Below are 26,074 nucleotides of genomic sequence, written 5' to 3'. Positions count from 1 at the left end.
GAAGCAGGTGTGCGCTCAAACCAGCGCCCTGCCCTTCAGGCGTTCGAGAATGCCCAACGGCGCGCATTCGCGGCGGACCATCGCGTCGACCGGCAGGAAGAACGTCTGCTCGAGCATGAACTGGCCTGACATCACAGCGTGCGAAGTCTGGTCCGAGAAACATATCCACACGCTGCCCGGCGGGAACGGCATCGTCTGCTGCGGGCTCGTCTTCTGGTAGTCGAGATCGGCCTTCATGCTGTCGTGCAGGTTCAGCATCAGGTGGTCGTACGCGCTGCGCGGCGATTTCGTCACGTGCAGCAGGTTCAGCAGCCACGCGGCGCCCGGCAATTGCGGCTTGATGTGCGGCAGGAAGCGCTTCGCGACGTCCTCGAACGGCTCGCCGACACGCCACACGCGCGGCACGCCGGCCGGGTTCACGTTCGTGAACACGCGCAGGATGCGCTCGCCGTAGTTCGGCCGCGACGGGAACGCGTCGACGTGCAGCCGGCTGTCGTCCTTGCGCCAGGATGTCTGGCGCGTCTCGACCCGCATCAGCCGCAGGCTCGTCGGCGCGACGCGCAGCTTGCCGCGGTATTCGGGGAACAGGCCGTCGACGAGCGTACCGGCCTGCTGCTGGAAGCGCGCGACGAGCGCGCGCACGGCCGACTGCGTGACGCTGTCGCCGAGCACGCCGGCGAGCGCGCCGCCGTTCGGCGCGAGACTGATGTTCTTGCGTTTCGGATCGGCGAGCGCCGGATCGAGCAGCGCTTCCTCGCCGCCTTCGATCGCGAAGCGCAGGTGCGGGAAATACAGCACCTTGCCTTCCTCGACCGCGGCCAGCAACTGCTCGCGCGGCGCCGACAGGTTGTGTCCGCTCCAGTCGGCGGACGGGACTTCGATGATCTGGGATTCGCTCATGATCGGTTCGCGTGTATGACAGCGTTACAGGAGACCGAAGCCCGCGAGCGCCGACTTCACCTGCGCGATCGACGGGGGTTGCCCCGCCGTGCCGAGATTGACGACGTTCGGCGACCAGTAGCCGCCGGTCCGCCAGGCCGTCGCGAAATTGTACAGTTCGACCGTCGGACGCTTCAGCGCAGCCGCGATGTGAACCAGACCTGTATCAACCCCGACGGTCGCGGCCGCGCCGTCGATCAGACCGACCACGGCCGGCAGCGACAGCTTCGGCGGCACGATCGCCGCCGCGCCGAACTCCTTCGCGAGCCGCTCGCTCGTCGCACGCTCGGCGTCGTTGCCCCACGGCAGCACGAGCGACGCGCCGCGCCGCACGAGCGCCTGGCCGAGCTCGATCCACGCGGCGTCCGGCCACTGCTTGTCGGCACGCGACGTCGCATGGACGAACACCACGTACGGCACCGGCAGGTTCAGGCCGAGCGCGGCCACCGCGAGCGCCGCCGCGCGCGTATCGAGGCCGAATTCGACCGGATCGGCCGGCGTCGGCGCCGGGTCGCCCAGCGCGGCCGCGACGAGTTGCCGCGAGCGCTCGACGACGTGCGTGCGCGGCGCGATCGGCACGCGCTTGCGGTAGAAAAAGCGTACGGGCCATTCGTAGCCGGCGCCGTCGGTGCGGTTGCCGAGCCCGACGAGCGGGCCGTGCGCCCAGCCCGCGACCCAGGCCGTCTTGATGAGCCCCTGGCAGTCGATCACGAGGTCGTACTGCTCGGCCGCGAGGCGCTGGCGGAATGCGCGGATCTCGCGCCACGTGGCGCCCGAGAACGGCTGTTTGCGCCAGCGGCGCAGCGAGAACGGCAGCACGTCGCGCACGCCGTCGACGAGCCGCACGAGGTCGACGAAGCTTTCCTCGACGAGCCAGTCGATCTGCGCATCGGGGTGGCGGCGCCGGATATCGGCGATCACCGGCATGTTGTGCACGACGTCGCCCAGCGACGACACGCGCACGATCAGGATCTTTTGCACGCTGAAAAAACGCCGGCTGACAGCCGGCGACAGACATAAAGGAGCGATTTTATCGCGCCCGGGGGACCAGACAGACAAAAAGCGGCCGCACGCCTCTGGCGTGCGCCGCTTTTCGGGGATCGCGCAGCCGGTGAACCGGCCGTCGCGCCTTCGGCGGCCAGACGGCCGCCGACGCTCAGAACGGCAGCTTGACGTCCGGCTTCGCGGCCGTCAGCACGCGGCGGAAGTCTTCCTGGATGCGCTTGAGCCCTTCCTGCGTCTCCGACTCGAAACGCATCACGACGACCGGCGTCGTGTTCGACGAACGCGCGAGACCGAAGCCGTCCGGGTACTCGACGCGCAGGCCGTCGATCGTCACGACTTCCTCGGCGCCGTCGAACTTCGCCTCTTTCTGCAGCTTGTCGATCAGGCGGAAGTTCTCGCCCTCGTCGAGCCAGAGCTGCAGCTCGGGCGTGCTCATCGCGTCCGGCAGCCCGTTGAGCAGCGCGCTCGGGTCGGCCGTCTTCGTGAGGATCTCGAGCAGGCGCGCGCCCGTGTAGAGGCCGTCGTCGAAGCCGTACCAGCGATCCTTGAAGAACACGTGGCCGCTCATTTCACCGGCAAGCGGCGCACCCGTCTCGCGCAGCTTCGCCTTCACGAGCGAGTGGCCCGTCTTCCACATCAGCGGCTCGCCGCCCTTCGACTTCACCCACTGCGCGAGGTTGCGCGTGCACTTCACGTCGTAGATGATCTGCGCGCCCGGGTTGCGCGACAGCACTTCCTCCGCGAACAGCATCAACTGGCGGTCCGGATAGATGATCTGGCCGTCCTTCGTGACGACGCCGAGGCGGTCGCCGTCGCCGTCGAACGCGAAGCCGAGTTCGGCATCGGTGTCCTTCAGCGCCTGGATCACGTCCTGCAGGTTTTCCGGGTGCGCGGGATCGGGATGGTGGTTCGGGAACGTGCCGTCGATGTCGGTGAAGCGCTCGACGAGTTCGCAGCCGAGCGCCTTGAACAGGCGCGTCGCGAGCGGGCCGGCGACGCCGTTGCCGGCGTCGACGACGAGCTTGATCGGCCGCGCGAGCTTCACGTCGCCGACGATGCGCGCGATGTACTGATCGGCCACGTCGACCTGCTCATAGGTGCCGCTGCCCGTTTCGAAGCGCTCGTCGACGATGCGGCGGTACAGCGCCTGGATCTGCTCGCCGTAGATCGCGGCGCCGCGCAGCACCATCTTGAAGCCGTTGTAGTCGGGCGGGTTGTGGCTGCCCGTGACGACGATGCACGAATCGACGCGGCGCTCGCCGCCCTTCAGCGCAAGCGGCACGCTCGCCGCGAAATAACCGACCGGCGTGGGCACCATGCCGACGTCGACGACGTCGACGCCCGCCGCACGCAGGCCGTCGGCGAGTGCGCCGACGAGCTCGGGGCCGGACAGGCGGCCGTCGCGCGCGACGACGACCGCGTCGCCGCCCTGGGCGCGCACTTCGCTGCCGAATGCCCGGCCGATCCCGCGCGCCGTGTCGACGTCGAGCGTCTTGCCGACCACGCCACGAATGTCATATGCCTTGAAGATGGATTGGGAGATCATCGATTCTCTTCTCTCAGTTGCGTGCATGGAAAATTGCCTGGCCGCGTCTCGCCGATGCCGCGCATGATACATGCCGGCCCGGCGAAACAAGGAACGGAACGGCTGGAGCGGCCCCGATCCCACTTATAATCGCGGGTTTTGATGACGCGCATGTCGCCCATTTTAATGCCTAGCCGACCCGCCGCCGCCAACCTGCAGCCTCCGGGCGCCCTGCCGGCCGCCCTGCGCGCGTGCGGCCGCCGCGCATGCTGAAGCGCTTCGGCAACCCGGATGTCGCGAAGGCCGTCGCGAACCTCGTCTGGCTGGGGCTCGAACGGCTGACGCAGATCGGCGTCGCGATCGCGATCAGCGGTCTTCTGGCCCGTTATTTCGGGCCGGATGTGTTCGGCAAATGGCAGTATGCGAATACGCTCCTCCTGGTACTGGCGCCGCTCACCTGGGTGTGCGGCGCGGAAATCCTCGTTCCGACCATCGTCCAGCGCCCGCCCGCCCAGCTCGGCGCGGTGCTCGGCAGCGCGTTCGCGCTGCGCATCGCCGTATCGGCCGCCGCGCTCGTCGCGACCTGGATCGCGATCGCCGCGGGCGCCTTCGATCCGCTGGTCGGCGCGATGCTCGCGGGCCTGGCGGTCACGATGGTCTTTCGCGAGCCGTTCGTCGGCGTGATCAACGCGTGGCTGCAAAGCCTGACCTACAGCAAGCCGCAGCTCGTCGCCAGCATGATCACCGCGCTGGCGAAGGCGCTGCTCGTCTGGCTGCTGGTCCGCGCGGCCGCCGGCCCCGCGCGCTTCGGGTGGCTGTGGGCGCTCGAGGCCGCCGCGATCGGCTTCGCGCTGCTGCTTTACTACCGGCATCGTAACGGCGGCGCGCTCGGCTGGACGTTCGACAAACCGCTGTTCAGGCACTTTGCGACGGCCGGCACCGTGTTCTGGCTCGGCCTCATCTGCATGTACCTGTTCCTGAAGCTCGACCGCCTGATGCTCGAGCGTCACGTGTCGTTCGCCGATCTCGGCCGCTACTCGGCCGCGCAGCAGCTCAACGAGAACTGGATCACGCTCGCGCTGATGCTCGCGCAGACGATCGCGCCCGCATTCGTCTACCGCGTGCAGGACGTCGCGCGGCTGCGCCGCAACATCGTCCGGCTGATCGCGATGACGGCCTGCCTGATGACGGCCGGCGCGCTCGTGCTCGACGCGGCCGCCCCGCTGATCATCGGCAAGGTGTTCGGCCGCGGCTACGAGGCCTCGGTCGACATCTTCCGCTGGGCCGTCTGGCTGTCCGTGCCGGCCGGCATCGAGGCGATAGGCAATCTTATCGTTCTCAAATATCAAGCAAAATTCGTGTTGCTGTCGAAATGGCTGCTCGCGCTGGCGATCGCCGCGCTCGTCAACCTGTTCGCGATCCCGCGGCTCGGCCTGTACGGCGCGCTCGTCGGGCTGGCGGCCGGCTACCTGGCCGCCGCCGCCGTCAATTTTTATTACATCCGTTTCAAGCTGCAACCATGACGCCCCCCGCTTGCCCGCCCCCGCTCGACGACGTGGCCGTGCTGATGCCGGCCTACAACGGGCACGACGACGTCGTCCGGACCCTGGCCTCGTTTCGCGAGGACGCGCCCGTGCACGTGCTGATCGTCGACGACGGCAGCACGCCGCCGATCGTCGCCCCCGACCTGCCCGGCCTCGCGATCGAGGTGCTGCGCATGCCGCAGAACGGCGGCATCGAGCGCGCGCTCGCGGCCGGCATCGACGCGCTCGCGGCACGCGGCTTTCGTTATGCCGCGCGCATCGACGCGGGCGATCTCGCCGCGCCGCAGCGCCTCGCGAAAGAGCGCGCGTATCTCGGCGCCAATCCGCGCGTGGCCTGCGTCGGCATGTGGACGCAGGTCGTGTCGCGCGCCGGCGAGCCGCGCTTCATGCTGACACCGCCCGCCGATCCGCGCACGCTGCGCCGCACGCGCTTCCTGCGCTCGCCGCTCGTGCATCCGTCGGTGATGCTGCGCGTCGACGCCGTGCTGGAAGTCGGCAACTATCGCGCGAAATACCGCGCGGCCGAGGATCTCGATCTTTTTTTACGGTTAATGCAACGCTACGATTGCGCGAACCTGCCGGAACTCGGCCTCTATTACGAACTCAACGAGGGCGGGATCAGTGCGACCAAGCGCCGGCGCCAGCTGGTATCGACGCTGTCGCTGCTGCTGAGCCATTTCAACGCGCTGAACCCGTACGACTGGGCCGGCCTCGCCAAGAACCTGCTGCATTTCGTGACCCCGTACCGCACGCTGCAGCGGATCAAGCAGACGCTGTTCGCCGCGCGACCATCCGCTTGAGCGCTCATCCGGCCCCTTCGGCATTTTCGACGCTTTATTTTTCCTTTTTTTCATGTCCGCCACCTCCCCGCTGCGCATCGCGCTCGTCTGCAACACGGCCTGGGCGATCTACACGTACCGCCACGGGCTGATCCGTGCGCTCGTCGCGCGCGGCGCCGAGGTCATCGTGATCGCGCCGCACGACCGCACGGTGCCGCTGCTCGAGCAGATGGGCTGCCGCTACGTGGCGCTCGCCGTCGCGTCGAAAGGCACGAGCCCGCGCGAGGATCTCGGCACGCTCGCCGCGCTGGTGCGTCACTACCGTGCGCTGCAGCCCGATCTCGTGTTCCACTACACGATCAAGCCGAACATCTACGGCTCGGTCGCCGCGTGGCTCGCACGCGTGCCGTCGATCGCGGTCACGACGGGGCTCGGTTACGTCTTCATCCAGAAAAGCCGCGCGGCGAGCGTCGCAAAACGGCTGTACCGGTTCGCGTTCCGCTTCCCGCGTGAAGTCTGGTTCCTGAACCGCGACGATCTCGCGACCTTCACCGACGAGCAGTTGCTCGCGCATCCCGAACGCGCACGGCTGCTGCACGGCGAAGGCGTCGATCTCGAACAGTTCGCGCCCGCGCCGCTGCCCGGCGGCGACGCGCCCGTCTTCATCCTGATCGGCCGGCTGCTGTGGGACAAGGGCGTGCGCGAATACGTGGAGGCCGCGCGCATCGTGCGGGCCCGCTTCCCGAACGCGCGCTTCCAGTTGCTCGGGCCGCTCGGCGTCGACAATCCGAGCGCGATCGGCCGCGCGGATGTCGACGCGTGGGTCGGCGAAGGCATCGTCGAGTATCTTGGCGAAGCGCACGACGTGCGCCCGCACATCGCGGCCGCCGATTGCGTCGTGCTGCCGTCGTACCGCGAAGGCGTGCCGCGCACGCTGATGGAAGCCTCGGCGATGGGCCGCCCGATCGTCGCGACCGACGTGCCGGGCTGCCGCGACGTCGTCGCCGACGGCGAAACGGGCTTCCTGTGCCGCGTGCGCGACAGCGCGAGCCTCGCGGAGCAACTGCTCCGCATGATCGAACTCGGAACGGCCGGACGCGACGCGATGGGCGTGCGCGGCCGGCAGAAGGTCACGGCGGAATTCGACGAGCAGCAGGTCGTCGAACGTTACCGGCAGACCATTCATTCGTTGACAGGCATCACCCTCTGAAGGAGCGCATCAGCATGACCGCTAAAGGCACCATCCTCGTTACCGGCGGTGCGGGCTACATCGGCTCGCACACGGCCGTCGAGCTGCTCGACAACGGCTACGATGTCGTGATCGTCGACAACCTCGTCAACAGCAAGGCCGAATCCGTGCGGCGCATCGAGCGGATCACGGGCAAAACGCCCGCGTTCCACCAGGTCGACGTGTGCGACGAAGCCGCGCTCGCGAAGGTGTTCGACGCGCACCCGATCACCGGCACGATCCATTTCGCGGCGCTCAAGGCCGTTGGCGAATCGGTCGCGAAACCGCTCGAGTACTACCAGAACAACATCGGCGGCCTGCTCGCCGTGCTCAAGGTCATGCGCGAGCGCAACGTCAGGCAGTTCGTGTTCAGCTCGTCCGCGACCGTGTACGGCGTGCCCGAGCGCTCGCCGATCGACGAATCGTTCCCGCTGTCCGCGACGAACCCGTACGGCCAGTCGAAGCTGATCGCCGAGCAGATCCTGCGCGATCTCGAGGTGTCGGACCCGGCGTGGCGCATCGCGACGCTGCGCTACTTCAATCCGGTCGGCGCGCATGCGAGCGGGCTGATCGGCGAGGATCCGGCCGGCATCCCGAACAACCTGATGCCGTATGTCGCGCAGGTCGCGGTCGGCAAGCTGGAAAGGCTGCGCGTATTCGGCTCCGACTACCCGACGCCGGACGGCACGGGCGTGCGCGACTACATTCACGTCGTCGATCTCGCGAAGGGGCACATCGCCGCGCTCGACGCGCTGGCGAAGCGCGACGCGAGCTTCGTCGTGAACCTCGGCACGGGCCAGGGCTACAGCGTGCTGGAAGTCGTGCGCGCGTTCGAGAAGGCGTCGGGCCGCCCGGTGCCGTACGAGCTCGTCGCGCGCCGCCCGGGCGACATCGCCGAGTGCTACGCGAACCCGCAGGCCGCGGCCGACATCATCGGCTGGCGCGCGACGCTCGGCATCGAGGAAATGTGTGCCGACCACTGGCGATGGCAGGAAGGGAACCCCCGCGGTTTTGTATAATCCGCTGTCCATTTTTCGAGCGATCCCATGCTCAGCTTCGCGTCCGGCTTTATCGTCTCCCTGCTCGTCACGCTGTTCATCGTGCGCTATGCGCACCTTCACGAGAAATTCTCGATCGACAGCGACCTGGCCGGCGTGCAGAAATTCCACGTGCGGCCCGTGCCGCGGGTCGGGGGCATCGGGATCCTCGCGGGCGTCGTCGCATCGGCACTGATCCTGCTCGGGCGTTATCCGACGATCGCCGGCAGCATTCTGGGCATCGCCGCCTGCGGGCTGCCGGCATTCCTGTCCGGCCTCGTCGAGGACCTGACCAAGCGCGTGTCGCCGCGCGCGCGGCTGCTCTGCACGATGGGCGCGGCCGCGCTCGCGTTCGGAGTGATGGGCATCGCGGTCAAGCGCATCAGCGTGCCGCCGCTCGATTTCCTGCTCGGCTACGTCGCCATTTCGGCGTTCGTCACGGTGCTCGCGGTTGCGGCGCTCGCGAATGCGATCAACATCATCGACGGCTTCAACGGGCTTGCGTCGATGGTCAGCTTCATGATGTTCGCGTCGCTCGCGTACGTGGCGTTCCAGGTCGGCGACCCGGTCGTGATGTCCGCGTCGATCATCATGATGGGCGCCGTGCTCGGCTTTTTCCTGTGGAATTTCCCGGCCGGGCTGATCTTCCTCGGCGACGGCGGCGCGTATTTCATCGGCTTCATGCTCGCGGAGCTCGCGATCCTGCTCGTGATGCGCAACCGCGAGGTATCCGCGTGGTACCCGGTGCTGCTGTTCATGTACCCGATCTTCGAGACGTGCTTCTCGATCTACCGGAAGAAGTTCATCCGCGGGATGTCGCCCGGCATTCCGGACGGCGTGCACCTGCACATGCTCGTGTACAAGCGGCTGATGCGCTGGGCGGTCGGCACGAAGCACGCGCACGACCTGACGCGCCGCAATTCGCTGACGTCGCCGTACCTGTGGCTGCTGTGCCTCGTCGCGGTGATTCCCGCGACGCTGTTCTGGCGGCACACGGTGCACCTGTTCGTGTTCGTCGTGCTGTTCGCGCTGACCTACGTGTGGCTGTACATCAGCATCGTGCGGTTCAGGGCGCCGAGGTGGATGGTGGTGCGCAAGCACCGGCGCAGCCACTGAGCGGCGCTCCGGCGTCCGGACAGAAAAAAAGCGCCCCGCAGGGCGCTTTTCTTTTCGTCGTTGCCGTGCCGTAGGGCGCACGACCCCGCCGCGTCACTCGTTCGATACGGCACGCACCGACGGTACGCTCTGCAACGTCGGCGCAACGGACGTCTGGTATTCCGGCACCCAGCGTCGCAGGTCGCGCCGCACCTCGTCGTCGCTCAGCACGCGATGCTGCATCAGCCACGGCAGCAGTTCGTCGAGAAGATTGTCCGGCACTTCCCGTGCGCGCGCGATCCGCAGTTTCGGGTGAGGCGTGCGCGTCGTCGCCTCGTCGTCCGCGAGCAGTTCCTCGTAGAGCTTCTCGCCGGGCCGCAGCCCCGTGAACTCGATCCGGATCTGTTCTTCCGAGAAACCGTACAGGCGGATCAGGTCGCACGCGAGATCGACGATCTTCACCGGCTCGCCCATGTCGAGAATGAAGATCTCGCCGCCATGCCCCATGCTCGACGCCTGCAGCACGAGCTGTGACGCTTCCGGGATCGTCATGAAGAAACGCGTGATCTCCGGGTGCGTGACCGTCACCGGGCCGCCCTTCGCGATCTGCTGCTGAAACTTCGGGATCACGCTGCCCGCGCTGCCGAGCACGTTGCCGAAACGCACGGTCTCGAACTGCGTGCGCCCGCTCGTCTGCTGCAGCGCCTGGCAGGCCATTTCGGCGAGGCGCTTGCTCGCGCCCATCACGTTGGTCGGATTGACGGCCTTGTCGGTCGAGATCAGCACGAAGTGACGCACGTCGTGGCGGATCGCCGCGCGGGCCACGCGATACGTGCCGAGCACGTTGTTGCGCAGCGCCTGCCAGGCGTTGTGCTCCTCCATCAGCGGCACGTGCTTGTAGGCGGCCGCATGGAACACGATGTGCGGCGCGTGGCGCGACATCACCTGGTCGAGCAGCAGCGAATCCTTCGCATCGCCGATGATCGGCAGGACCGGCAGGTCGGGGAAGCGCTCGCGCAGTTCCTCGGTGAGCCGATACATCGCGTACTCGGACAGGTCGAACGCGACAAGCTGCGCCGGCGCGAAACGCAGGATCTGCCGGCACAGCTCGGAGCCGATCGAGCCGCCCGCGCCCGTCACCATCACGACGCGACCGCGCAGCAGCGCCTCGACGTGCGGCGTGTCGATCGTCACGGCATCGCGGCCGAGCAGATCCTCGAGATCGATGTTCCGCACCTGCGACAGGAAGCCCTGCCCCGGCATCAGCGCGGTAAGCGACGGCAGCACCATCGCCTTCACGCCGGCCCGCACGCACAGCGTCGCGACGCGACGCTGCATCTCGACGGACGCCGACGGAATTGCGATGATCGCGTACTCGACCTTCATCGCGTCGGTCCAGTGCTTCAGATCGTTGAACGAGCCCAGCACCTTGTAGCCGTAGATCTCGCGGCCCTGCTTGGTGACGTCGTCGTCGAGCAGGCCGACGAGGCGCCATTCGCCGGAGCGCGACAGTTCGCGCGCGAGACTCGCACCGGCCGTGCCGGCGCCGAGCACCAGCACCGGCTTGCCCTTCCCGACGAGCCCGCCGTACAGGTAGTACTCCTTCGTCGCGCGATACAGCGCGCGCGCGCCGCCCATCACCAGGAACAGCATCAGCGGCGACACGAGCAGCACCGAACGCGGAATGATCGGCGCCGGCTGGAACATCACGGCGCCGATCATCACGATCACGCCGCCGCCGGCCACCGCCTTCGAGATGCGCATCAGGTCGGGCAGGCTCGCGAACACCCACAGCCCGCGATATAGGCCGAACCCGTGGAACATCAGCGCGTAGACGGGCAGTACCCACGTCAGCGCCATCAGCGCGCCGCTCAGGAAATCATGCGGAACGCTGCCATTGAAACGAACGAGATAAGCGAACAACCATGCGGCGACAACCGCCGTCAGGTCGAACAGGAAAGCACTCAGTGACAGCCACGATGCTTTGGATCGCAACATCGGCGGGAAACCTCAAGAGTTATTTTCGGCGGCCGACTGAAACCGGCGCCAACGCATGTCGATCAACCATCCGAACCATGCCAGGACGCCATACCACGCGATGAACGACAGCCATTGCTGCAGTTCGGGGCGGCCCTTTGCCCACACGGCGACAATTATGCCCGCGAGCATGATGAGGTACCAATAAAGAGCGGTCCGACCGTGACCTACGCCCGATCGGACCATCCTTTGATAATAGTGCTCCCGGTGCGCTTGCCAGAACTTTTCGCCCCGTAACAAACGTCTCAAAAGTGTTACGGATGCATCGGCAATAAAGGGCGAGAACACCAACGCTGGAAACCAGATCGGCCAGACGCCGGTACGCCAGCCCCAGTAGCCCAGCGCGCCGGCCAGGAATCCGAGCGGAATCGAGCCGGCGTCGCCGAGGAACAGCCGGGCCGGATGGAAATTGAGCAGAAGAAAGCCCAGCGCCGCGCCGGCGACTGCCGCGCCCGCCACGGCGAGATCGGGCGATGCGTGCGCGCCGCGGAGCGCCGCGACCGCGTATCCGCCGAAACCGAACAGCGCCATGCCGCCCGCGAGGCCGTCGGCACCATCCATGAAGTTGTACAGGTTCGTCAGCCAGACCATCGCGAAACCCACGCCGGCGAGCAGCCACCAGGGTGCGTCGGCCGGAAAGACGACAATCAGCGCGACGACTGCCGCGAGGTGCGCCGAGAACCGCACGCGTGCCGGCAGCCCGCGCCGGTCGTCGATCTGCGACATCGCGGCCAGCCCTGCGGCGGCGATGGCGACCAGCCACAGTCGCGGCGCCAGCGCCAGCAGCGCAACGATGCATACCGGCACGATGCCCCACCCGCCGACGCGCGGCGTGGGCAGCGTATGGAGCGAACGGTCGTTCGGAATGTCGGTGGCGAGGCGCCATGCGAAGCCGGTCGCGAGCAGCATGCGCAGGATGGCCGTCGATGCGATGGCGGCGACCAACGCCACCACGACCGCAGCAGGCCATGTGGAGATCGGGAAAAGCATGTCGACTATTGTTGTGTGTCGCGCGAACGATACCATGCGGCGGTCGCTTCGAGGCCCTGGCGGGTCGTATAGGGCGGATGCCAGTCGAGCACGCGCCGGATCCGGCCCGTATCGAGCTGCAGGCTGCCCGTCAGGCGGTCGATGGCCGCACGGCGGCCGGTCAGCTTCCCGAGCACGCGCAGCAGCGCCGGAGGCACCGCGATCAGCCGCGCCGGCTTGCCGAGCGCGTCGCCGACCAGACGCAGCAGGCCCGCGACCGACGGCGCGTCGTCGTCGGCAACGTGAAAGCATTCGCCGGCCGCGCGCGGGTCGATTGCGCAACGCAGCAGTGCATCGGCGAGGTTGTCGACGTAGACAATGCTGCGGCGCGCTGAAACGGCGCCGAGCGGCAACGGCATCCCGCGCGCGACCGCGTCCATCATCCGCAGGAAGTTGGCGCGGACGGCCGGACCATAGACGAGCGGCGGACGAACGACAACGACGTCGAGCCCTGCCGACGCGCCGAACTGCGCGAGTTGCCGCTCCGCGCGCAGCTTCGAACGGCCGTATGCATCCTGCGGATCGGGTTCGAAAGCTTCCGACAGCGGCACGCCGCCGTCGCCCTCGCCGACCGCCTTGATGCTGCTCGCGAACACGATGCGGCGTACGCCGTGATTGCGCGCCGCCTCGGCGAGACGCAGCGTGCCGCCGACGTTGGTGGCGTCGAACGCGGCGTCGGGATCGGGCGACTCGTCGCGCATCACGTGCACGCGGGCGGCGAGATGGATCACGCAATCGGCGGCCAGGTCGGCCGGCCACGCTTCATTCAGGCCATCGAAATCGGCGGTGCCGTGCACCCATTCGCGCACGCTGTCGATGCAGCCGCCCGGACGCCGTACCAGTGCGGTAACGGTGTGCCCGTCCTGCAGCGCGCGGCGGCAGACCGCACGGCCGACGAAGCCGTTCGCGCCGGTGACGACGAGGTGACTCACCAAAGCCTCCAGCCGAAGCGGTTGTAGAACTTGAAGGCCGATGCGGCGAACATGCGGATGTGTGCAAAGCCCTTGCGGGATGCGCCGCCGCCGTGATGGATCACGCGGACGGACGGGACGTAGGCGACCCGGGCGACGTCGTGCGTGCGCAGGCTGAGGTCGTAGTCCTCGAAGTACAGAAAGTAGCGCGGGTCGAAACCGCCGAGTTTCTTCAGGACTTCAGTGCGGAACAGCATGAAGCAGCCGCTGACGATGGGGGGGTCCCAGACGACGTCGTGGTCGTTGATTACGTCGCGCATTTCGTAGCGGGCGAGGCGCCCGGCAAACCAGCGGCGCATGCGCGCGGGCAGAAAGCCGCGCGCGAGCAGGTCAAGCACGGTGGGATAGCGCCGACATAAATATTGCTGCATGCCTGCCGCATCATCGATCCGCGGCGCCAGCAAACCGGCTTCCGGATTCACCTCAAAGAAATCGCATGCGGCGGCGAGCACTGCGATATCGAGATCGACATCCGGGTTCAATATCAAATGGTAACGACTCGTAGCCTGCTCAATCGCGAGGTTATGCCCGCGACCATAACCAACATTGCCATGCCCCGTCAGCAGCCGGTACGTCACACCTAGCGACTCAAGCTCCACCCTCGCCGCGTGCATGCTTTCGAGGCCGCCGTTGTCGATCATGAATAACTCGATCGACATACCGGGCCAGGCCGACCGCAATCGCTTACACGCCATGCCGAGGCTACTCAGCGTCTGCACCAATGCCGGATGATCGGGACGATAAGCAACTATGGATATAGACAGGCTGTTGAGCGATTCGGGTGATGCGATAGTGTCGTTCATGCATTTATGACCGCGCACATACTTAGTGGCACGATCAATCGTCGGTTGACTTGTCGAGAAAGGTTGTGAGTTTGCTCAGTTTTGCGCGATCGGGCAAGTACGCCTTGTCGTCTTCCGTTGGCGATGCGGCGAAATTTATGCGAGAAAAATCATGACCTTTCAGCAAAAATCACTCCGAATCGCGAGTTCCATCGTTGGAGCAACAAGTTCGGAGGGATCGACGTGGCTGACGCGTCGGCTCAAGGCATTGGAATCGGAGAACGATCGGCTCAAGCGCCTGATCGCCGAGCAGATGCGGGTAATCGACGGCCTACAGGCATTCAGCCGACAAAAGTGAGCACACTGGCGTGCCGGCCGAAGCGCTGGAAGACCTGACTCCGAGGGTGCCCTCGCAGCTCCTTGTGCGGGGGCCGGAGTAGGCGCAGTACGTACGCGGCCCCCTGCGCGCGGCATTCCGGCATCCCAAGACGGCTGTTCCGAAATCGGTTCTCGGCAAACACCGGCGCTGGAGACCCAGGAACCCGCGGTGCTATGATGCCTGTCGCCTCATCTACCGAACCGGAAAATGCCGCCATCAAAGCTTGGCTTTATCGACGCGTTACGCGGTCTTGCTGCGCTGTATGTCCTGCTGTATCACTTCACTCCGATCACGACACCGCAGGCTGCGGCACCGCGCTGGCTGGCCCCGTTCACGGGACTCGGCGGGTCAGGAGTAACCCTGTTCTTCGTGGTCAGCGCATTTACGCTCTGCCTGTCGATGGAGTCGCGTCGGCAGGATGAAGCAACACCGCTTCTCAATTACTATTTGCGGCGCTTTTTCCGCATCGCGCCGCTGTTCTATGTCTGGATTGCGTTGTACTGCATCAGGGACAGGATCGTTTTCGACGCAATCCATCCGTTCTCGGAAATTGCCCGCAGTGCATTTTTTGTCCTGAACCTGTCACCGGGCCACGAACAGGGTTTCGTATGGGCAAGCTGGACACTCGGCGTCGAAATGCTGTTTTATATTTTCTTCCCGGTGATCTTCCAGCACACTGGCAATATCGGGCGCGCATTGACTTTTTTCCTTTGCACGCTGCTGATACGGGCACTGTGGCATGCTGCGGTACCACACCTTGTCGCAGACCAGACCGTCGCGGCAACGTATTACAACTTCAGCCTCCTGCATCATTTGCCAACGTTCGCGTTGGGCATCGTTGCCTATCGTGTATACAAGCTCCTCGATGTCGAAGGCGCCCGGAATTACGGTGCAGGTGAGTTGCTGACAACCGCCGCAATCGCGACTCTGTTAGCACTGGCGTACGGGCTCGTCCAGATCGACATGTTCGATGGACTGACGCTGCAAGCAGCCATCTACGGCACGCTGTTGATCGGTCTCGCAATCAAGGCTCCCGCAATTCTGGTCAATCGCGTTACGCGCTTCTACGGCAAGATCAGCTATTCCGTCTATTTGAGCCACGCGACGACCATCTTCCTCATGTCAAAGCTGTTCGCCGCCATCTATTCACAGGTTACTTACGTGACCGTTGCGTATTTCCTGTCGATTGCGGCGGCGCTGTCGGTCGTCACTCTCCTCTCGTGGCTCACGTACCGGTTTGTCGAAACACCCGGCAACAACCTCGGCAAGACAGCCATCAAAGCAATCCAGCGGTGGCGCACCGGCAATCTTGCAATGTGATCCCAATCGTTACCGGCGCTGACCATCTGCCACTTCCAACGCAGATCTCCGGTGTCGTGACGATCGGAGCCGCATCGTGACATCACCAGAAACCTCAGCGCCGAAAAAAGGGGCAGTGCCATGCACTCGCCCCTTTTTGATGCGCATACTAACTCTCCATCTGCTCGACCACACACGCATCCACATCGAACTGCGAGCAAAGCGCCAGCGCATATCGATCGGCCATTTCGACGACAGAAGCATCTACCGCATGATGTCGACGCACCCATAGTTGAATCGTTCGAATCTCCTTAAGCAGCGCCTCGGCATTGCCGCCGATGGTCACGCTGGCGGCGTGACGGCGATGCAGGTTAAGCGACTCCGGGACGAACGCGATCTTGCCACGACCGATCACCTGCAGATATACCATCCAGTCGCCTGCGACACGAAACTGCCGAATATCGTCGAAGTGGCGCTCAAGCACCTCCTCGAGAATTGCCCGCCGGAACAGGACTGCGCTAACGTTCGGGATCGTGTTCTTGATGGCGAGCGCACCGGATATCTCGCTCTCACCGTCAACGACATATGCCTTGGTCCACTTTGCGGCAGAAATATCCGCCACGTAGTCGCGATAGTGCTCACAGATGATCTCACCAGCTTCGGCCATCTGCTTCGATTCGCAGTAACTCAGTACCGTTCCTTCATCGTCGAACCCGTCCACGACGGTCGCGAGAAATTCCGGATCCGACAGATCGTCGGCTTCGGCAATCCAGACGTAATCGCCCTTCGCGAGTTCGACGCCCCGCTTCCATTGGACGAACACCGACCCTGAATTTTCGCTGCTCACAACGAAGCGATTGTCGATACTTTGATTTGCCAAATGCTGGCGAATCGCATGCACGCTTCCATCCGATGAATTGTCGTCAAGCACGATCAACTCGTAAATCGGATACGTCTGCTTGAAAATCGAATTCAACCGCTCGCCGATGTAACGCTCGTAATTGTAGTTGGGAACAACGACGGAGACGCGCTTAAACCCGCAATTCAGCATGTCGAGCAGGTCAAACACGTAGTGCCGGAACGAGAATTCCTCGGCCACGATTCGCCCCCCCCGCGCACCAAGATCCCGTGCAAGCTCCGGGGACTCGATCAGTTCACGCAGTGCGCCGGCAAAAGCCGCCGTGTTTTCGAACGGGACAACAATACCGCCGCCACGCTTCAGCAATTCGCAGCTGCCGCTCGCTCCGTCGAAAGCAACGACCGGCACGCCAACTTCCAACGCCTCGAGAACGACGGATGGAAACGGATCCTCGCGAGACGTCAACGCTAGAACATCCGCGCCGGCATAGTAGCGATCGGTATCAGTATCGAGCCCCGTGAACACGACCTTGCGCTGCAGACCATGCTTCGAAACGATCTCGTCGGCCGTGGCCTTTGCAGCGCTCTCCCAATGGCCCACCCATACGAAATAGACATCGTCTCGGTCTGCGATCTCTGCCGCCACTTGCGCATACAGGTCGATCCCCTTGCGGAAGTCGGCATAGCCCATGCCCAGCACGATCTTCGCGTCGCTGGAAAGATTCAGGCGCTCGCGCAGCTCGGAGCGCGCGCGCTCGACATCGCCTCGCATCCGATTGCGCTTGTACAACCCTTGCGGCCGCACGCGAATCTGTTGCGCGCTGAGGGTAGAGAACTGCGTAAACGAACGCTGCACCATTTCGGCAGGGAAAACGACTGCCTTCGCGTGCTCCGATATCTCTGTCGCGTGACGCTCGAGCCCGTACTTGACCAACATGCCTTGAAGCTCGTGGACGAGCGCGATGCAATTCACGCCGGCGCGAGCCAGGGTACCGGCAAACAGACCCGATACAGTCGTGTTGCAGATCGCTGCACCAAACCCTCGCTGAACCAGCTTACCGACGAGCGCCTGCGCCGCTTCACCTTCGGGATCGACGCCGGACAGGTCGTGAACGGCACCCCAACGCTCGAACTCCGACTTGAGCGGCCCCTCGCCGAGCAGCACGGTCTCCACATGGACACCGAAATCCACCGCCAACGTCTTGACCAGATTGAGCGCGAGAAACTGAGCGCCGTGCGCGTATGCATCATGAGAAACGACCAATACCCGACGCGCGCTGCCGGCAGCACTTACGCGCGAAAGCGCATTGTTGGTGGCTTGCAGCCACGCGTATCCATACCGACGATCCGGTTCCAGATGCGCTCCCTCGGCCCACTCGTTCCACGCATTAATGAAGACGAGACGTTCATCCGGATTCTCGATTCGCTGCACGGTATCGGCCGCTGCGTTGAACAGCCACTCCTCGTACAACTTCGGCGTCGAGCCAACGAATACGGTCCCTCGCCCAGGTTTGCGGGCCTCGTTATCCCACGACGGCGTCACGCCACGGAACAATCGATACTCGGTGTCTTGATATGATCGGCTGCGCTCCAGATAGTGCGTCCAGTCCAGGACATGGCCAGCGTGTCCGGCATTGAAGAACTTAACGCTGTCGGCCTTCGACGGAGGGTGGCTATTGTTCGGCGGGAATTCGATGGCCGCATCGAATCCGTACTCACGCGGGTCCGCCTTTTCGAACGATTGTGTGTACGCGAGATACAGTTCCCCGAGTCCGTTTGCTCGAGCCCACTCACGCCACCGAGTAACCGTGGCGAGCGCGTCGGGAAGCAGATTCGGACGATATACCAGCAGCAGCGGGCGACCGTCGATGCGAATATAACGAGGGTCACGCATGTACTCGGCGACATGCTCGATAAACGCCAGATCATCCTCGGGCGAGTGATGCTGCGAAATCAGGAGCTCCTGATCCAGTCCATCCCAGCGACGGGTCCAGTTCTCGTTTGCCCAGCACAGGCAAAACGGCAAATCGAATTCACGATGTTCGAGATACTGGCGTATCGGGGTTTCCATCAAGCGCTTGCCGCCGAACCAGTAGAAGTAGAAGCAGAAGCCGCTCAATCCCGCCGCCTTCGCGAGTTCAACCTGACGACGTTGCACATCGGGAATTCGAAGGTCGTAGAAGCCGAGTTCACCGGGCAGGTGCGGTTGATAATGCCCCGCAAACTGAGGCACGGCACGCGTCACGTTCGTCCACTCGGTAAACCCGCGCCCCCACCATTCGTCGTTTTCCGGGAACGGGTGGAACTGCGGCAAGTAGAAAGCAATGGCCTTCACGGGTAGTGATTGCGGCGCCGTCGGCGGAAATGACCGATAGTCCTGCGACGGGCTGGCCGCCGAAACCGGCAGAAGCTGCGATGCGAGTTTGACTTCATCAGCCTTCGACTCGGGCTCGCCGAGCGTCTGAGCCGGCGCCGCAACGGCCGCCTCCCGGATCGGCACGGCCACCGCCTCGCCACGCAATCGGCTGCGTAGCGCCTGCCAGTCCTGATATGCACGTGTATGCGCAAACACACCCGGAAACAATCTGAAGAAGAGACCCTTCACCTTGCGCTTGAGGACAGAAGGAACCGGCAGGCGTCGATAGAGAACCTTGCCCGCCGATCGGATCGCCGCGGCACGCTCGGCGCCCCCGAGCGTCAGGCGCTTCGCGAAGCGCAGCGGCTTCGTGATACGCCACGACGCGCTGGCAAACAACGCCTTGATGTGCTCGTCGCGTTGCCGCACACGCGCTTCGGCATCGGCAACTGCGATTTGAAGAAGCTCGTCGCGCTGCACCAGTTCGCCAAGGACGCGGTGGTGTTCGTTTGAAATCCGCTCACGTTCGCGCTCAAGACCAAGCGCCTTCTCGGACAAATCGGCAACGCATTTGTCTTTCTCGCCGAGCTGTGCCTCAAGATGCGTGCGAGCAACTCGTTCCGCCTCAAGGCAGTCCTTCAGGCTCGCAAGCCCCCTCAACGTGTCGTCGATCCCGATCTCACCGCCATCTGCATGTTCGGACATCGCCGTCTCGGCCAATGCTTTCCCAACCCCACATTCCCGCATCGTTTCCCTAAAGTGCGCTTTCAGTTTCTTCAGTTGGCTGTCCGACCGGATCGCGAGTTCCGCGATCGCATCGACATCCGCACGCGCCCGAAAACGGATCACCAACGCACAACCGTTCGTCAGCATCCGCAATACGCGGTCCGGCACCGGCAACTCGAACCAGGGATCGTCGCCCGGAACAACGAGCGTCATCGGCCAGCCGTCCTTGAGAACGAATGCGCCCGAAACGTCCGGTGTCCCGGCGAAATCGTCGCGCCATGCCCACAGAACATGCCCGTCGGGATCGACGAGATCGACGTCAACGAGCTCGACAACGCCGGGGCGATCGATCACGTCGATGCGCAGTTTCCGCACCGCGAGCTCCGTTGCCGGCTCACGCAATTCAAGATGCGCGACGCGCGCCTTCCCGTCGCCCAGCACGTAGCACCCCATGGCATGGCGTTCGGACCACGACGCGTCCGTGTCCGTCTGCCAGTACACCTTGCATTCGACTCGACCTCCGTGGGTCTTCGAAATCGTCTCGCCGCCAGCGTTGGCTACCTCGTACATCGTCACATCAAGACTCGGCAGCTTGACGTCCGACGCCAACGCGACGAAGTACAGTGGCCGCGCAATGCCGGCCTGCCCATCGCCGCCCGTCGCGTCGTCCGGTTGCAGCGTTCGCATCCGGGCCTCGGTCAATTCGAGCGCGGCAAGCATCGACCCCGTCATCACCCGTTGGCCGTAAAGCGTCACTTGCGAGAATTGCGTGCGCAAAAGCGACTCAAACTCGTCCAGATAGAGTTCCTTGACGTGCCACGGGTTGGAATAACCCGGCACATCGGAATACTCGTACTTGTTCGGACTCGAGATGATGACAAAACCGTCAGGCCGCAACACCCGCTTGATCTCGCGCATCATCGCTTCGTGCTGGTCATGGTGTTCGATCGTCTCGAAGCTCACGACCATATCGACACTTGCATCAGCCAGCGGAATGTCGGCAGCCGATCCGACAACGAACGCCAGATTGTCGGTCCGGTGGCCATAGGTGGATTGCGCGTGACGAATCGCCTCGTCGCTGATGTCCACGCCGACGACAGACGCCGCAGTACGGGACAGCGCGAACGATCCATATCCTTCGCCGCACGCGATGTCGAGCACGCGCAGCCCCGCTGCAAGGTTTCGGGCAACGAGATACCGATGCATGTGCTCCACTTCGATCTGAGCGGACATCCCGGGGATATAGCGTTCGCCGTCCCAGACAAGATCGTCGCTCAGATCCGACATCGTTTCAGAATCGCTACCCGGCGATGACGATGCATGCTCGGAAATCTTCAAGTATTCGTTGGACATAGTTATCTTGTTGCTACGCGACGGACGAAGCCGAAACGCCTACGCGCAGCATCGGCACCGCAAGGAGGTGATGTTCAATACTCGACGAATGCACACGAATCGGCAATGCGTCATGAATCCAGTGCAATTGCACATGGTTTTGCTGAGTTCCGTCAGCAATCGCAACGTTGATCGCATACTCGCCGACCGGCAACAGCGGCATCGCGAACGAAAAACGGGCCACTAACGTATCGGCGGCGTGACATGAGGCGTCCTCCTCTTTGCATGTTTGGTAGGTGTTTTCCCCGAACAGCGGCTGGCCCAGATGATCGTTGAAAAAGAAGCCAACGATGGGCGCGCGCACGTCATCGAGAACGGCAGCGGTCACGCGCAGCGTGACTCGTTCTCCGCCGACCACCCACGCGAGCGGCACGTTTGTGTCATCGACGAGTTCGACGTCGACAATACGCGCCGCGCCGCTGCCGAACGACGCGGCATGAGGATCGAATCGAAGTACCTCGACGTCGTTGCGAAAGGGGGTGAGGTTGATTGTCGACAGTCGCGTATCAGCCTGCACCTCGCTGCCGCGCGAAACTGACGCAGGCTTTGGCGCCAGTTCCGTCTCGGCTGCGGGCGCGGCTTCGAAATAGGCGTCTAGATACGCCTCGCACACTGTCTCCGGATCGCCTTCGCGCTTTACCTCCCCCTTGTCGATCCAGATAACGCGCGAGCACAGCTTCTTGACCGTCGACGTATCGTGGCTGACGAACAGAATCGTGCCAGTTTCCCGGAACTGATCCATGAACCGCAGGCACTTCTGGTTGAAGAACGCGTCGCCGACCGCCAGCGCCTCGTCCACAACCAGGATATCGGCGTCCACGTGTGCAATGACTGCGAACGCGAGTCGCACGAACATGCCGCTCGAATATGTCTTCACCGGTTGGTCGATAAATTCGCCGATATCGGCGAACTCGATGATCTGGTCGAGCCTCTCGTCAATCTGCCGACGCGAGAGCCCGTGGAGCTGCGCGTTCAGATAGATGTTCTCGCGCCCCGTATATTCGAGATCGAACCCCGAGCCAAGCTCGAGCAAGGCGGCAACCCTGCCGACCGAATCGATCGATCCGCGCGTCGGAGCAAGCGTCTGGCAGACGATCTGTAACAACGTGCTCTTCCCCGAACCATTTCGTCCGATGATTCCGATCGTCTCGCCCTTGGCCACCTCGAAGCTCACGTCCCTCAACGCCCAGAAGACGTCGGTGTACGTGTCCGATTTCGCTCTTGCATAATCGCGCCCCGCACGACTCGGCAACACACGGCTCGCCAGGCCGAACGCCGCCTGCTTGAGGCGATTCGCCGGCATGTCGTACGAATGAAATCCCTTTGCCACCCCTGATGCTCGAATGACAATCTGCTGTGACATTGAAGCCCTTTCCTCGAAGGCGCGATCCGCGCACGACTGCACATTGCCTGGCTCGAGAGAGCCCGGCGCAATAGGCTATTTTAACAAACCACCCCGCCACCGACGGGCGCTGACGTCGGATATCGTATCGCGAGCCACGCCAGCGCGTGGCACCGGTTTCATTGGTAACGGCAAGTAACAGCCCTGCGGCCGTCGATCTGCAATAATTCGCGTTTTGGCGGCGCACTTGCTTGCAACACGGCCGCCTGCAGGCATCAGGAAAGGTCTTCCCGACATGTTCATTATTTTCGGCTCTCCTCGCTCCGGCACGACGCTGCTCAAGGAGACGCTCAACCTCCACTCCGACTTGTTCGTCCCGATGCAAACGACGCTGGTCAGTACCGGCGCCCACATCGCGGGAAGCATCTCGAACTGGGAAAAGGCAGCGGACATCATCGCTCAATCGCTTGTCGCATCCGACGACTTCCCCCTCGTTTTCGGACAGCATTTCAGCGAAGACGACATCCATAGCGTGGTCAAATCAGCGGAACCCTCGTTCGCCGGCGCGCTTGAGGCGCTCTACCGCGAACTCGCGAACCGACTCGGCAAACGGGAATGCGGGGACAAATCGCCAGACGATCTGCTGTCGATTCGCAAGCTCGAACAGTCGGGGTTGCTCGCTGCCCCAATCAAGTTCATTCACATCATTCGCGACGTGCGCGGCTCCGTTGCCTCGTTGTTGAACGTCGATTGGGCGCCCTCCGGGATCGAAGAGTATTTTCCGCGGATCTGGAATTACACAAATTTGCATCTGTATCACGCGCTCAGGGGCCGCCCGAATTACCTCCTGATCCGCTACGAGGACTTCGTATTGCAACCGGCGGCTACTATCGAGCAAATCACGCAACTCCTCAACGTTCCATTCCAGGAATCGATGCTGGACGCCAGCCGGCGCGGACCCGAACTGCGAACGGATCCGAGCCACCGGAACCTCGCGCAACCGTTCCTTCCCGAGCGGATCAACGCGTGGCGGAGCCAACTCTCCCCAGGCGTCATCGCGCATTGCGAATACAGTGCGCTCGAGGCCATGCAAACATTTGGTTACAAATGAAGCATCCGACGTGCCCCGCCGCGCCAGATGCCGCGGACAACAAAATGGGCTATGAGATAATCGTCGGATTCAGTTTTGGGGTATCGCATTCGGGCCAACGCCAAGCATCGTCGCCAGGGCCGACTTCGAAACCCGCTTCCACAATCGTCTCACGCCGCCTCCGTTCGTAGAACCATGCAAAGCTTCAGCGCCTCGCCGACGTACCTCTTGACATCGCTGGTGAAGAATCGCCGCCTCATGTTCGATCTCGCCCGACGAGACGCCGTCGGGCGCTACAAAGGATCGGCACTCGGCATCCTGTGGTCGATGCTGACCCCGCTCCTCATGTTGAGTGTGTACACGTTCGTGTTCAGCGGAGTATTCAAATCCCGCTGGGGCGGACAAGCGACGCCGGGCTCGCACAGCGAATTCGCGGTCGTGCTGTTCGCCGGCATGCTGACATTCAACATATTTTCGGAATGCGTGAACCGCGCGCCTTCGCTCGTCTTGGCCAACACCAATTTCGTCAAGAAGATCGTCTTTCCGCTCGAAATTCTGCCATGCGTGAACTTGCTTTCAGCGCTCTTCCACGCGTTCGTCAGTATCACGATCCTTCTAGTCGCCGAATTCCTGATCCAGGGCAGCGTGCCGATCACGGCATTGTTGCTGCCCGTCGTGCTGGCGCCCCTTTGCCTGCTGATTCTCGGCATCTCGTGGCTGTTGTCGGCCACCGGCGTGTACCTGCGCGATATCGGCCAGACCATCGGCATCCTGGTGACTGCGCTCATGTTCCTGTCGCCGATCTTTTTTCCCCTTTCATCGCTACCCGCAAACATTCGAAGCCTGGTGTACTGGAATCCGCTGACCTTCCCGATCGAGCAGAGCCGAAACGTCCTGATTTGGGGCAAATCGATCGATTGGACGATCTGGAGCGGCTATCTGGCAATCAGCCTGATCGTGTCGTGGATCGGTTTTGCATGGTTCCAGAAAACACGAAAAGGATTTGCGGATGTTATCTGAGCGCGTCATCGAGGTAGCGTCGTTAGGCAAGGGCTTCAAAACATATGACCGACCTGCCGATCGCCTGATCCAGCTGGTGTTCAACTTCGCCGCGCGCCTCGCCCCCGGCGTGCCGCTCAAGGCGCGACTTCGTCAGCGCGCCGAAGCAGCGGGCCGCACGTTCTGGGCATTGCGCGATATCAATCTGACGGTGAACCGCGGTGAAACGGTCGGCATCATCGGCAGAAACGGATCGGGGAAAAGCACGCTGCTGCAGATCATCTGCGGAACGCTATCTCCGACCGAAGGTTCGATCCGCGCAACAGGCCGAATCGCCGCCTTGCTGGAGCTGGGCTCCGGCTTCGAGCCCGAATACACCGGGCGAGAAAACGTCTACATGAACGGGCAGTTGCACGGTCTCTCGAAAGAGCAGATCGACGATCGCTTTGCCGCCATCGAGGCATTCGCCGATATTGGCGACTTCATCGACCAGCCGATCAAGACCTACTCGAGCGGAATGTTCGTGCGCCTCGCCTTCGCAGTCATTGCGCACGTCGACGCCGATATTCTGGTGATCGATGAAGCGCTCGCTGTCGGAGATGCGTTCTTTACGCAAAAGTGCATGCGCTTTCTTCGAAAATTCATGCAGACCGGCACAATCCTGTTTGTGAGCCATGACACATCAGCGATCCGGAGTCTGTGTACACGCGCCGTCTGGATCGATCGCGGCGCAATCGTCGACGAGGGCGACCCGAAGGATGTCAGCAATCGCTACTTGCAGGCCTATTACGAGTCACAGCAAGGCAAGAGCAAGATTTCGGCTCCTCCGATTCCAGCTCTCGATCGCAAAGATGGAGAACGAGCGGATCAACGGACCCAATACTCGACTCGCATGGCAACCGCTCGCAATTTCACCTTCGATCCCTCGCGCACCGACACCATGTTCGGTGGCGAAGCAGCTCTCCACTCGGCTGAGCTGAAGAGAGAGGACGGCAGTCGGATGCTCTGGACGGACGGTGGAGAGCTTGCAACACTGCGCATCGAGGCAGCAATGGCTCGCCCAATATCTGAAGCCGTGGTCGGCTTCACCGTCAAGGACAAGCTGGGCCGCATGCTGTTTGGCGATCACACGTACTGGGTATCGTCTGAGCGGCCGCTCAGCCTTGCGGAAAACGAACAGATCGCTGCCGAATTCACGTTTCTGATGCCGGTTCTCACCCCCGGTGACTATGCTATCGACGTCGTTGTTGCGGACGCTGCGCTACCGGGAGAACAGTTGCTGCTCCGCGCACATGACGCGTGCGTATTCAAGTCGGAAGCCGCTTCGTCATCGACCGGGTTGGTTGGAATACCCATGCAGCACATCTCGCTGTCGGTCGAATCAGCTGCTTCGCCCCACGACTAATACCTCATCGCCATGATGCACAATTCACAATCGTCGATTCCATCCGGTAGCGACGCATCTCGCGACACTTCTATAGAACATCAGCTTGCAGACGCCCTCCGGCGTGCGGATTTGCTAAGCGAACAATTGAAGCAGGCACGCGTAGAGGCGGAGGCCGACGCCGCCGTGCGAACGGAAATCGTCAAATTACAGATCGAGATCGCGGCAATGCGCAGTTCGATGTCGTGGCGCGTAACAGCACCGCTACGAGGCTTGAA

18 protein-coding genes and 1 pseudogene are annotated in these 26,074 nt (G+C 63.3%); 10 read left to right on the top strand and 9 right to left on the bottom strand.

Annotation, left to right across the window (positions count from 1 at the left end):
- Nucleotides 1-15 precede the first annotated feature (15 nt).
- The 3 genes from ABD05_RS10090 to ABD05_RS10080 form a co-directional block, all read right to left on the bottom strand.
- On the bottom strand, nucleotides 16-900 hold the full coding sequence (locus ABD05_RS10090) for a Kdo hydroxylase KdoO (RefSeq protein ID WP_047899995.1): 885 nt from the start codon (nucleotides 898-900) through the stop codon (nucleotides 16-18).
- A 24-nt stretch (nucleotides 901-924) separates the two neighbouring features.
- A complete protein-coding gene (waaC, locus tag ABD05_RS10085; protein ID WP_047899994.1) occupies nucleotides 925-1,920 on the bottom strand; it encodes a lipopolysaccharide heptosyltransferase I in 996 nt (331 codons plus the stop codon).
- A 175-nt stretch (nucleotides 1,921-2,095) separates the two neighbouring features.
- On the bottom strand, nucleotides 2,096-3,490 hold the full coding sequence (locus ABD05_RS10080; protein WP_047899993.1) for a phosphomannomutase/phosphoglucomutase: 1,395 nt from the start codon (nucleotides 3,488-3,490) through the stop codon (nucleotides 2,096-2,098).
- 245 nt (nucleotides 3,491-3,735) lie between these two features.
- Here ABD05_RS10080 and ABD05_RS10075 point away from each other — a divergent pair, with 245 nt between their 5' ends.
- Genes ABD05_RS10075 through ABD05_RS10055 form a run of 5 tightly spaced genes read left to right on the top strand, consistent with a single transcriptional unit; the run spans nucleotide 3,736 to nucleotide 9,173 of the window.
- Nucleotides 3,736-4,992 (top strand): oligosaccharide flippase family protein, encoded by a 1,257-nt coding sequence (locus ABD05_RS10075; protein ID WP_047899992.1) that lies wholly within the window; start codon nucleotides 3,736-3,738, stop codon nucleotides 4,990-4,992.
- Nucleotides 4,989-5,813, top strand: a complete 825-nt coding sequence (locus ABD05_RS10070) for a glycosyltransferase (protein ID WP_047899991.1) — start codon at nucleotides 4,989-4,991, stop codon at nucleotides 5,811-5,813. The genes ABD05_RS10075 and ABD05_RS10070 overlap by 4 nt, the downstream gene beginning before the upstream one ends.
- Nucleotides 5,814-5,865: 52 nt before the next feature.
- A complete protein-coding gene (locus ABD05_RS10065) occupies nucleotides 5,866-7,002 on the top strand; it encodes a glycosyltransferase family 4 protein (RefSeq protein WP_047899990.1) in 1,137 nt (378 codons plus the stop codon).
- 14 nt (nucleotides 7,003-7,016) lie between these two features.
- A complete protein-coding gene (galE, locus tag ABD05_RS10060; RefSeq protein ID WP_047899989.1) occupies nucleotides 7,017-8,039 on the top strand; it encodes a UDP-glucose 4-epimerase GalE in 1,023 nt (340 codons plus the stop codon).
- A gap of 27 nt (nucleotides 8,040-8,066) precedes the next feature.
- Nucleotides 8,067-9,173, top strand: a complete 1,107-nt coding sequence (locus ABD05_RS10055; protein ID WP_047899988.1) for an MraY family glycosyltransferase — start codon at nucleotides 8,067-8,069, stop codon at nucleotides 9,171-9,173.
- 93 nt (nucleotides 9,174-9,266) lie between these two features.
- Here ABD05_RS10055 and ABD05_RS10050 read toward each other — a convergent pair whose 3' ends face one another.
- From ABD05_RS10050 to ABD05_RS10035, 4 genes are read right to left on the bottom strand one after another with little or no spacing between them, the layout of a single operon-like run.
- A complete protein-coding gene (locus ABD05_RS10050; protein WP_047899987.1) occupies nucleotides 9,267-11,150 on the bottom strand; it encodes a polysaccharide biosynthesis protein in 1,884 nt (627 codons plus the stop codon).
- Between the two features lie 12 nt (nucleotides 11,151-11,162).
- Nucleotides 11,163-12,179, bottom strand: a complete 1,017-nt coding sequence (locus ABD05_RS10045) for an MraY family glycosyltransferase (RefSeq protein ID WP_047899986.1) — start codon at nucleotides 12,177-12,179, stop codon at nucleotides 11,163-11,165.
- A gap of 5 nt (nucleotides 12,180-12,184) precedes the next feature.
- Nucleotides 12,185-13,150: a UDP-glucose 4-epimerase family protein gene (locus ABD05_RS10040; protein WP_047901155.1), complete on the bottom strand. Its 966-nt coding sequence runs from the start codon at nucleotides 13,148-13,150 to the stop codon at nucleotides 12,185-12,187.
- Nucleotides 13,147-13,992: a glycosyltransferase family 2 protein gene (locus ABD05_RS10035; RefSeq protein ID WP_047899985.1), complete on the bottom strand. Its 846-nt coding sequence runs from the start codon at nucleotides 13,990-13,992 to the stop codon at nucleotides 13,147-13,149. Before ABD05_RS10035 ends, ABD05_RS10040 begins: the two co-directional genes overlap by 4 nt.
- A gap of 129 nt (nucleotides 13,993-14,121) precedes the next feature.
- Here ABD05_RS10035 and ABD05_RS38280 point away from each other — a divergent pair.
- Both ABD05_RS38280 and ABD05_RS10030 read left to right on the top strand, forming a co-directional pair.
- Nucleotides 14,122-14,326 (top strand): annotated as a pseudogene (locus ABD05_RS38280) (IS3-like element ISBcen23 family transposase); the annotation flags it as partial.
- 231 nt (nucleotides 14,327-14,557) lie between these two features.
- Nucleotides 14,558-15,670 carry an acyltransferase family protein gene (locus ABD05_RS10030; RefSeq protein ID WP_047899984.1) on the top strand — a complete coding sequence of 371 codons (1,113 nt, stop codon included), beginning with the start codon at nucleotides 14,558-14,560 and terminating at the stop codon, nucleotides 15,668-15,670.
- Nucleotides 15,671-15,818: 148 nt separating this feature from the next.
- Here the strand turns inward: ABD05_RS10030 and ABD05_RS10025 are convergent, their stop codons facing one another.
- Nucleotides 15,819-20,942 carry a glycoside hydrolase family 99-like domain-containing protein gene (locus tag ABD05_RS10025; protein ID WP_175804789.1) on the bottom strand — a complete coding sequence of 1,708 codons (5,124 nt, stop codon included), beginning with the start codon at nucleotides 20,940-20,942 and terminating at the stop codon, nucleotides 15,819-15,821.
- A gap of 13 nt (nucleotides 20,943-20,955) precedes the next feature.
- Nucleotides 20,956-22,344, bottom strand: coding sequence for an ABC transporter ATP-binding protein (locus ABD05_RS10020; RefSeq protein WP_047899983.1), 1,389 nt, complete (start codon nucleotides 22,342-22,344; stop codon nucleotides 20,956-20,958).
- 274 nt (nucleotides 22,345-22,618) lie between these two features.
- Between ABD05_RS10020 and ABD05_RS10015 the strand changes: the two genes are divergently transcribed.
- The 3 genes from ABD05_RS10015 to ABD05_RS10005 all read left to right on the top strand — a co-directional run bounded on the left by ABD05_RS10015 (nucleotide 22,619) and on the right by ABD05_RS10005 (nucleotide 25,817).
- Entirely contained in the window at nucleotides 22,619-23,434 is an 816-nt protein-coding gene (locus tag ABD05_RS10015) for a sulfotransferase family protein (protein ID WP_047899982.1), read from the top strand.
- A 174-nt stretch (nucleotides 23,435-23,608) separates the two neighbouring features.
- Nucleotides 23,609-24,433: an ABC transporter permease gene (locus ABD05_RS10010; RefSeq protein ID WP_047899981.1), complete on the top strand. Its 825-nt coding sequence runs from the start codon at nucleotides 23,609-23,611 to the stop codon at nucleotides 24,431-24,433.
- Nucleotides 24,423-25,817 (top strand): ABC transporter ATP-binding protein, encoded by a 1,395-nt coding sequence (locus ABD05_RS10005; protein WP_047899980.1) that lies wholly within the window; start codon nucleotides 24,423-24,425, stop codon nucleotides 25,815-25,817. The genes ABD05_RS10010 and ABD05_RS10005 overlap by 11 nt, the downstream gene beginning before the upstream one ends.
- Nucleotides 25,818-26,074 lie beyond the last annotated feature (257 nt).

This window comes from Burkholderia pyrrocinia, assembly GCF_001028665.1.
GTDB classification, from domain to species: Bacteria; Pseudomonadota; Gammaproteobacteria; order Burkholderiales; family Burkholderiaceae; genus Burkholderia; species Burkholderia pyrrocinia.
This window is presented reverse-complemented; position numbering and strand designations above follow the sequence as displayed.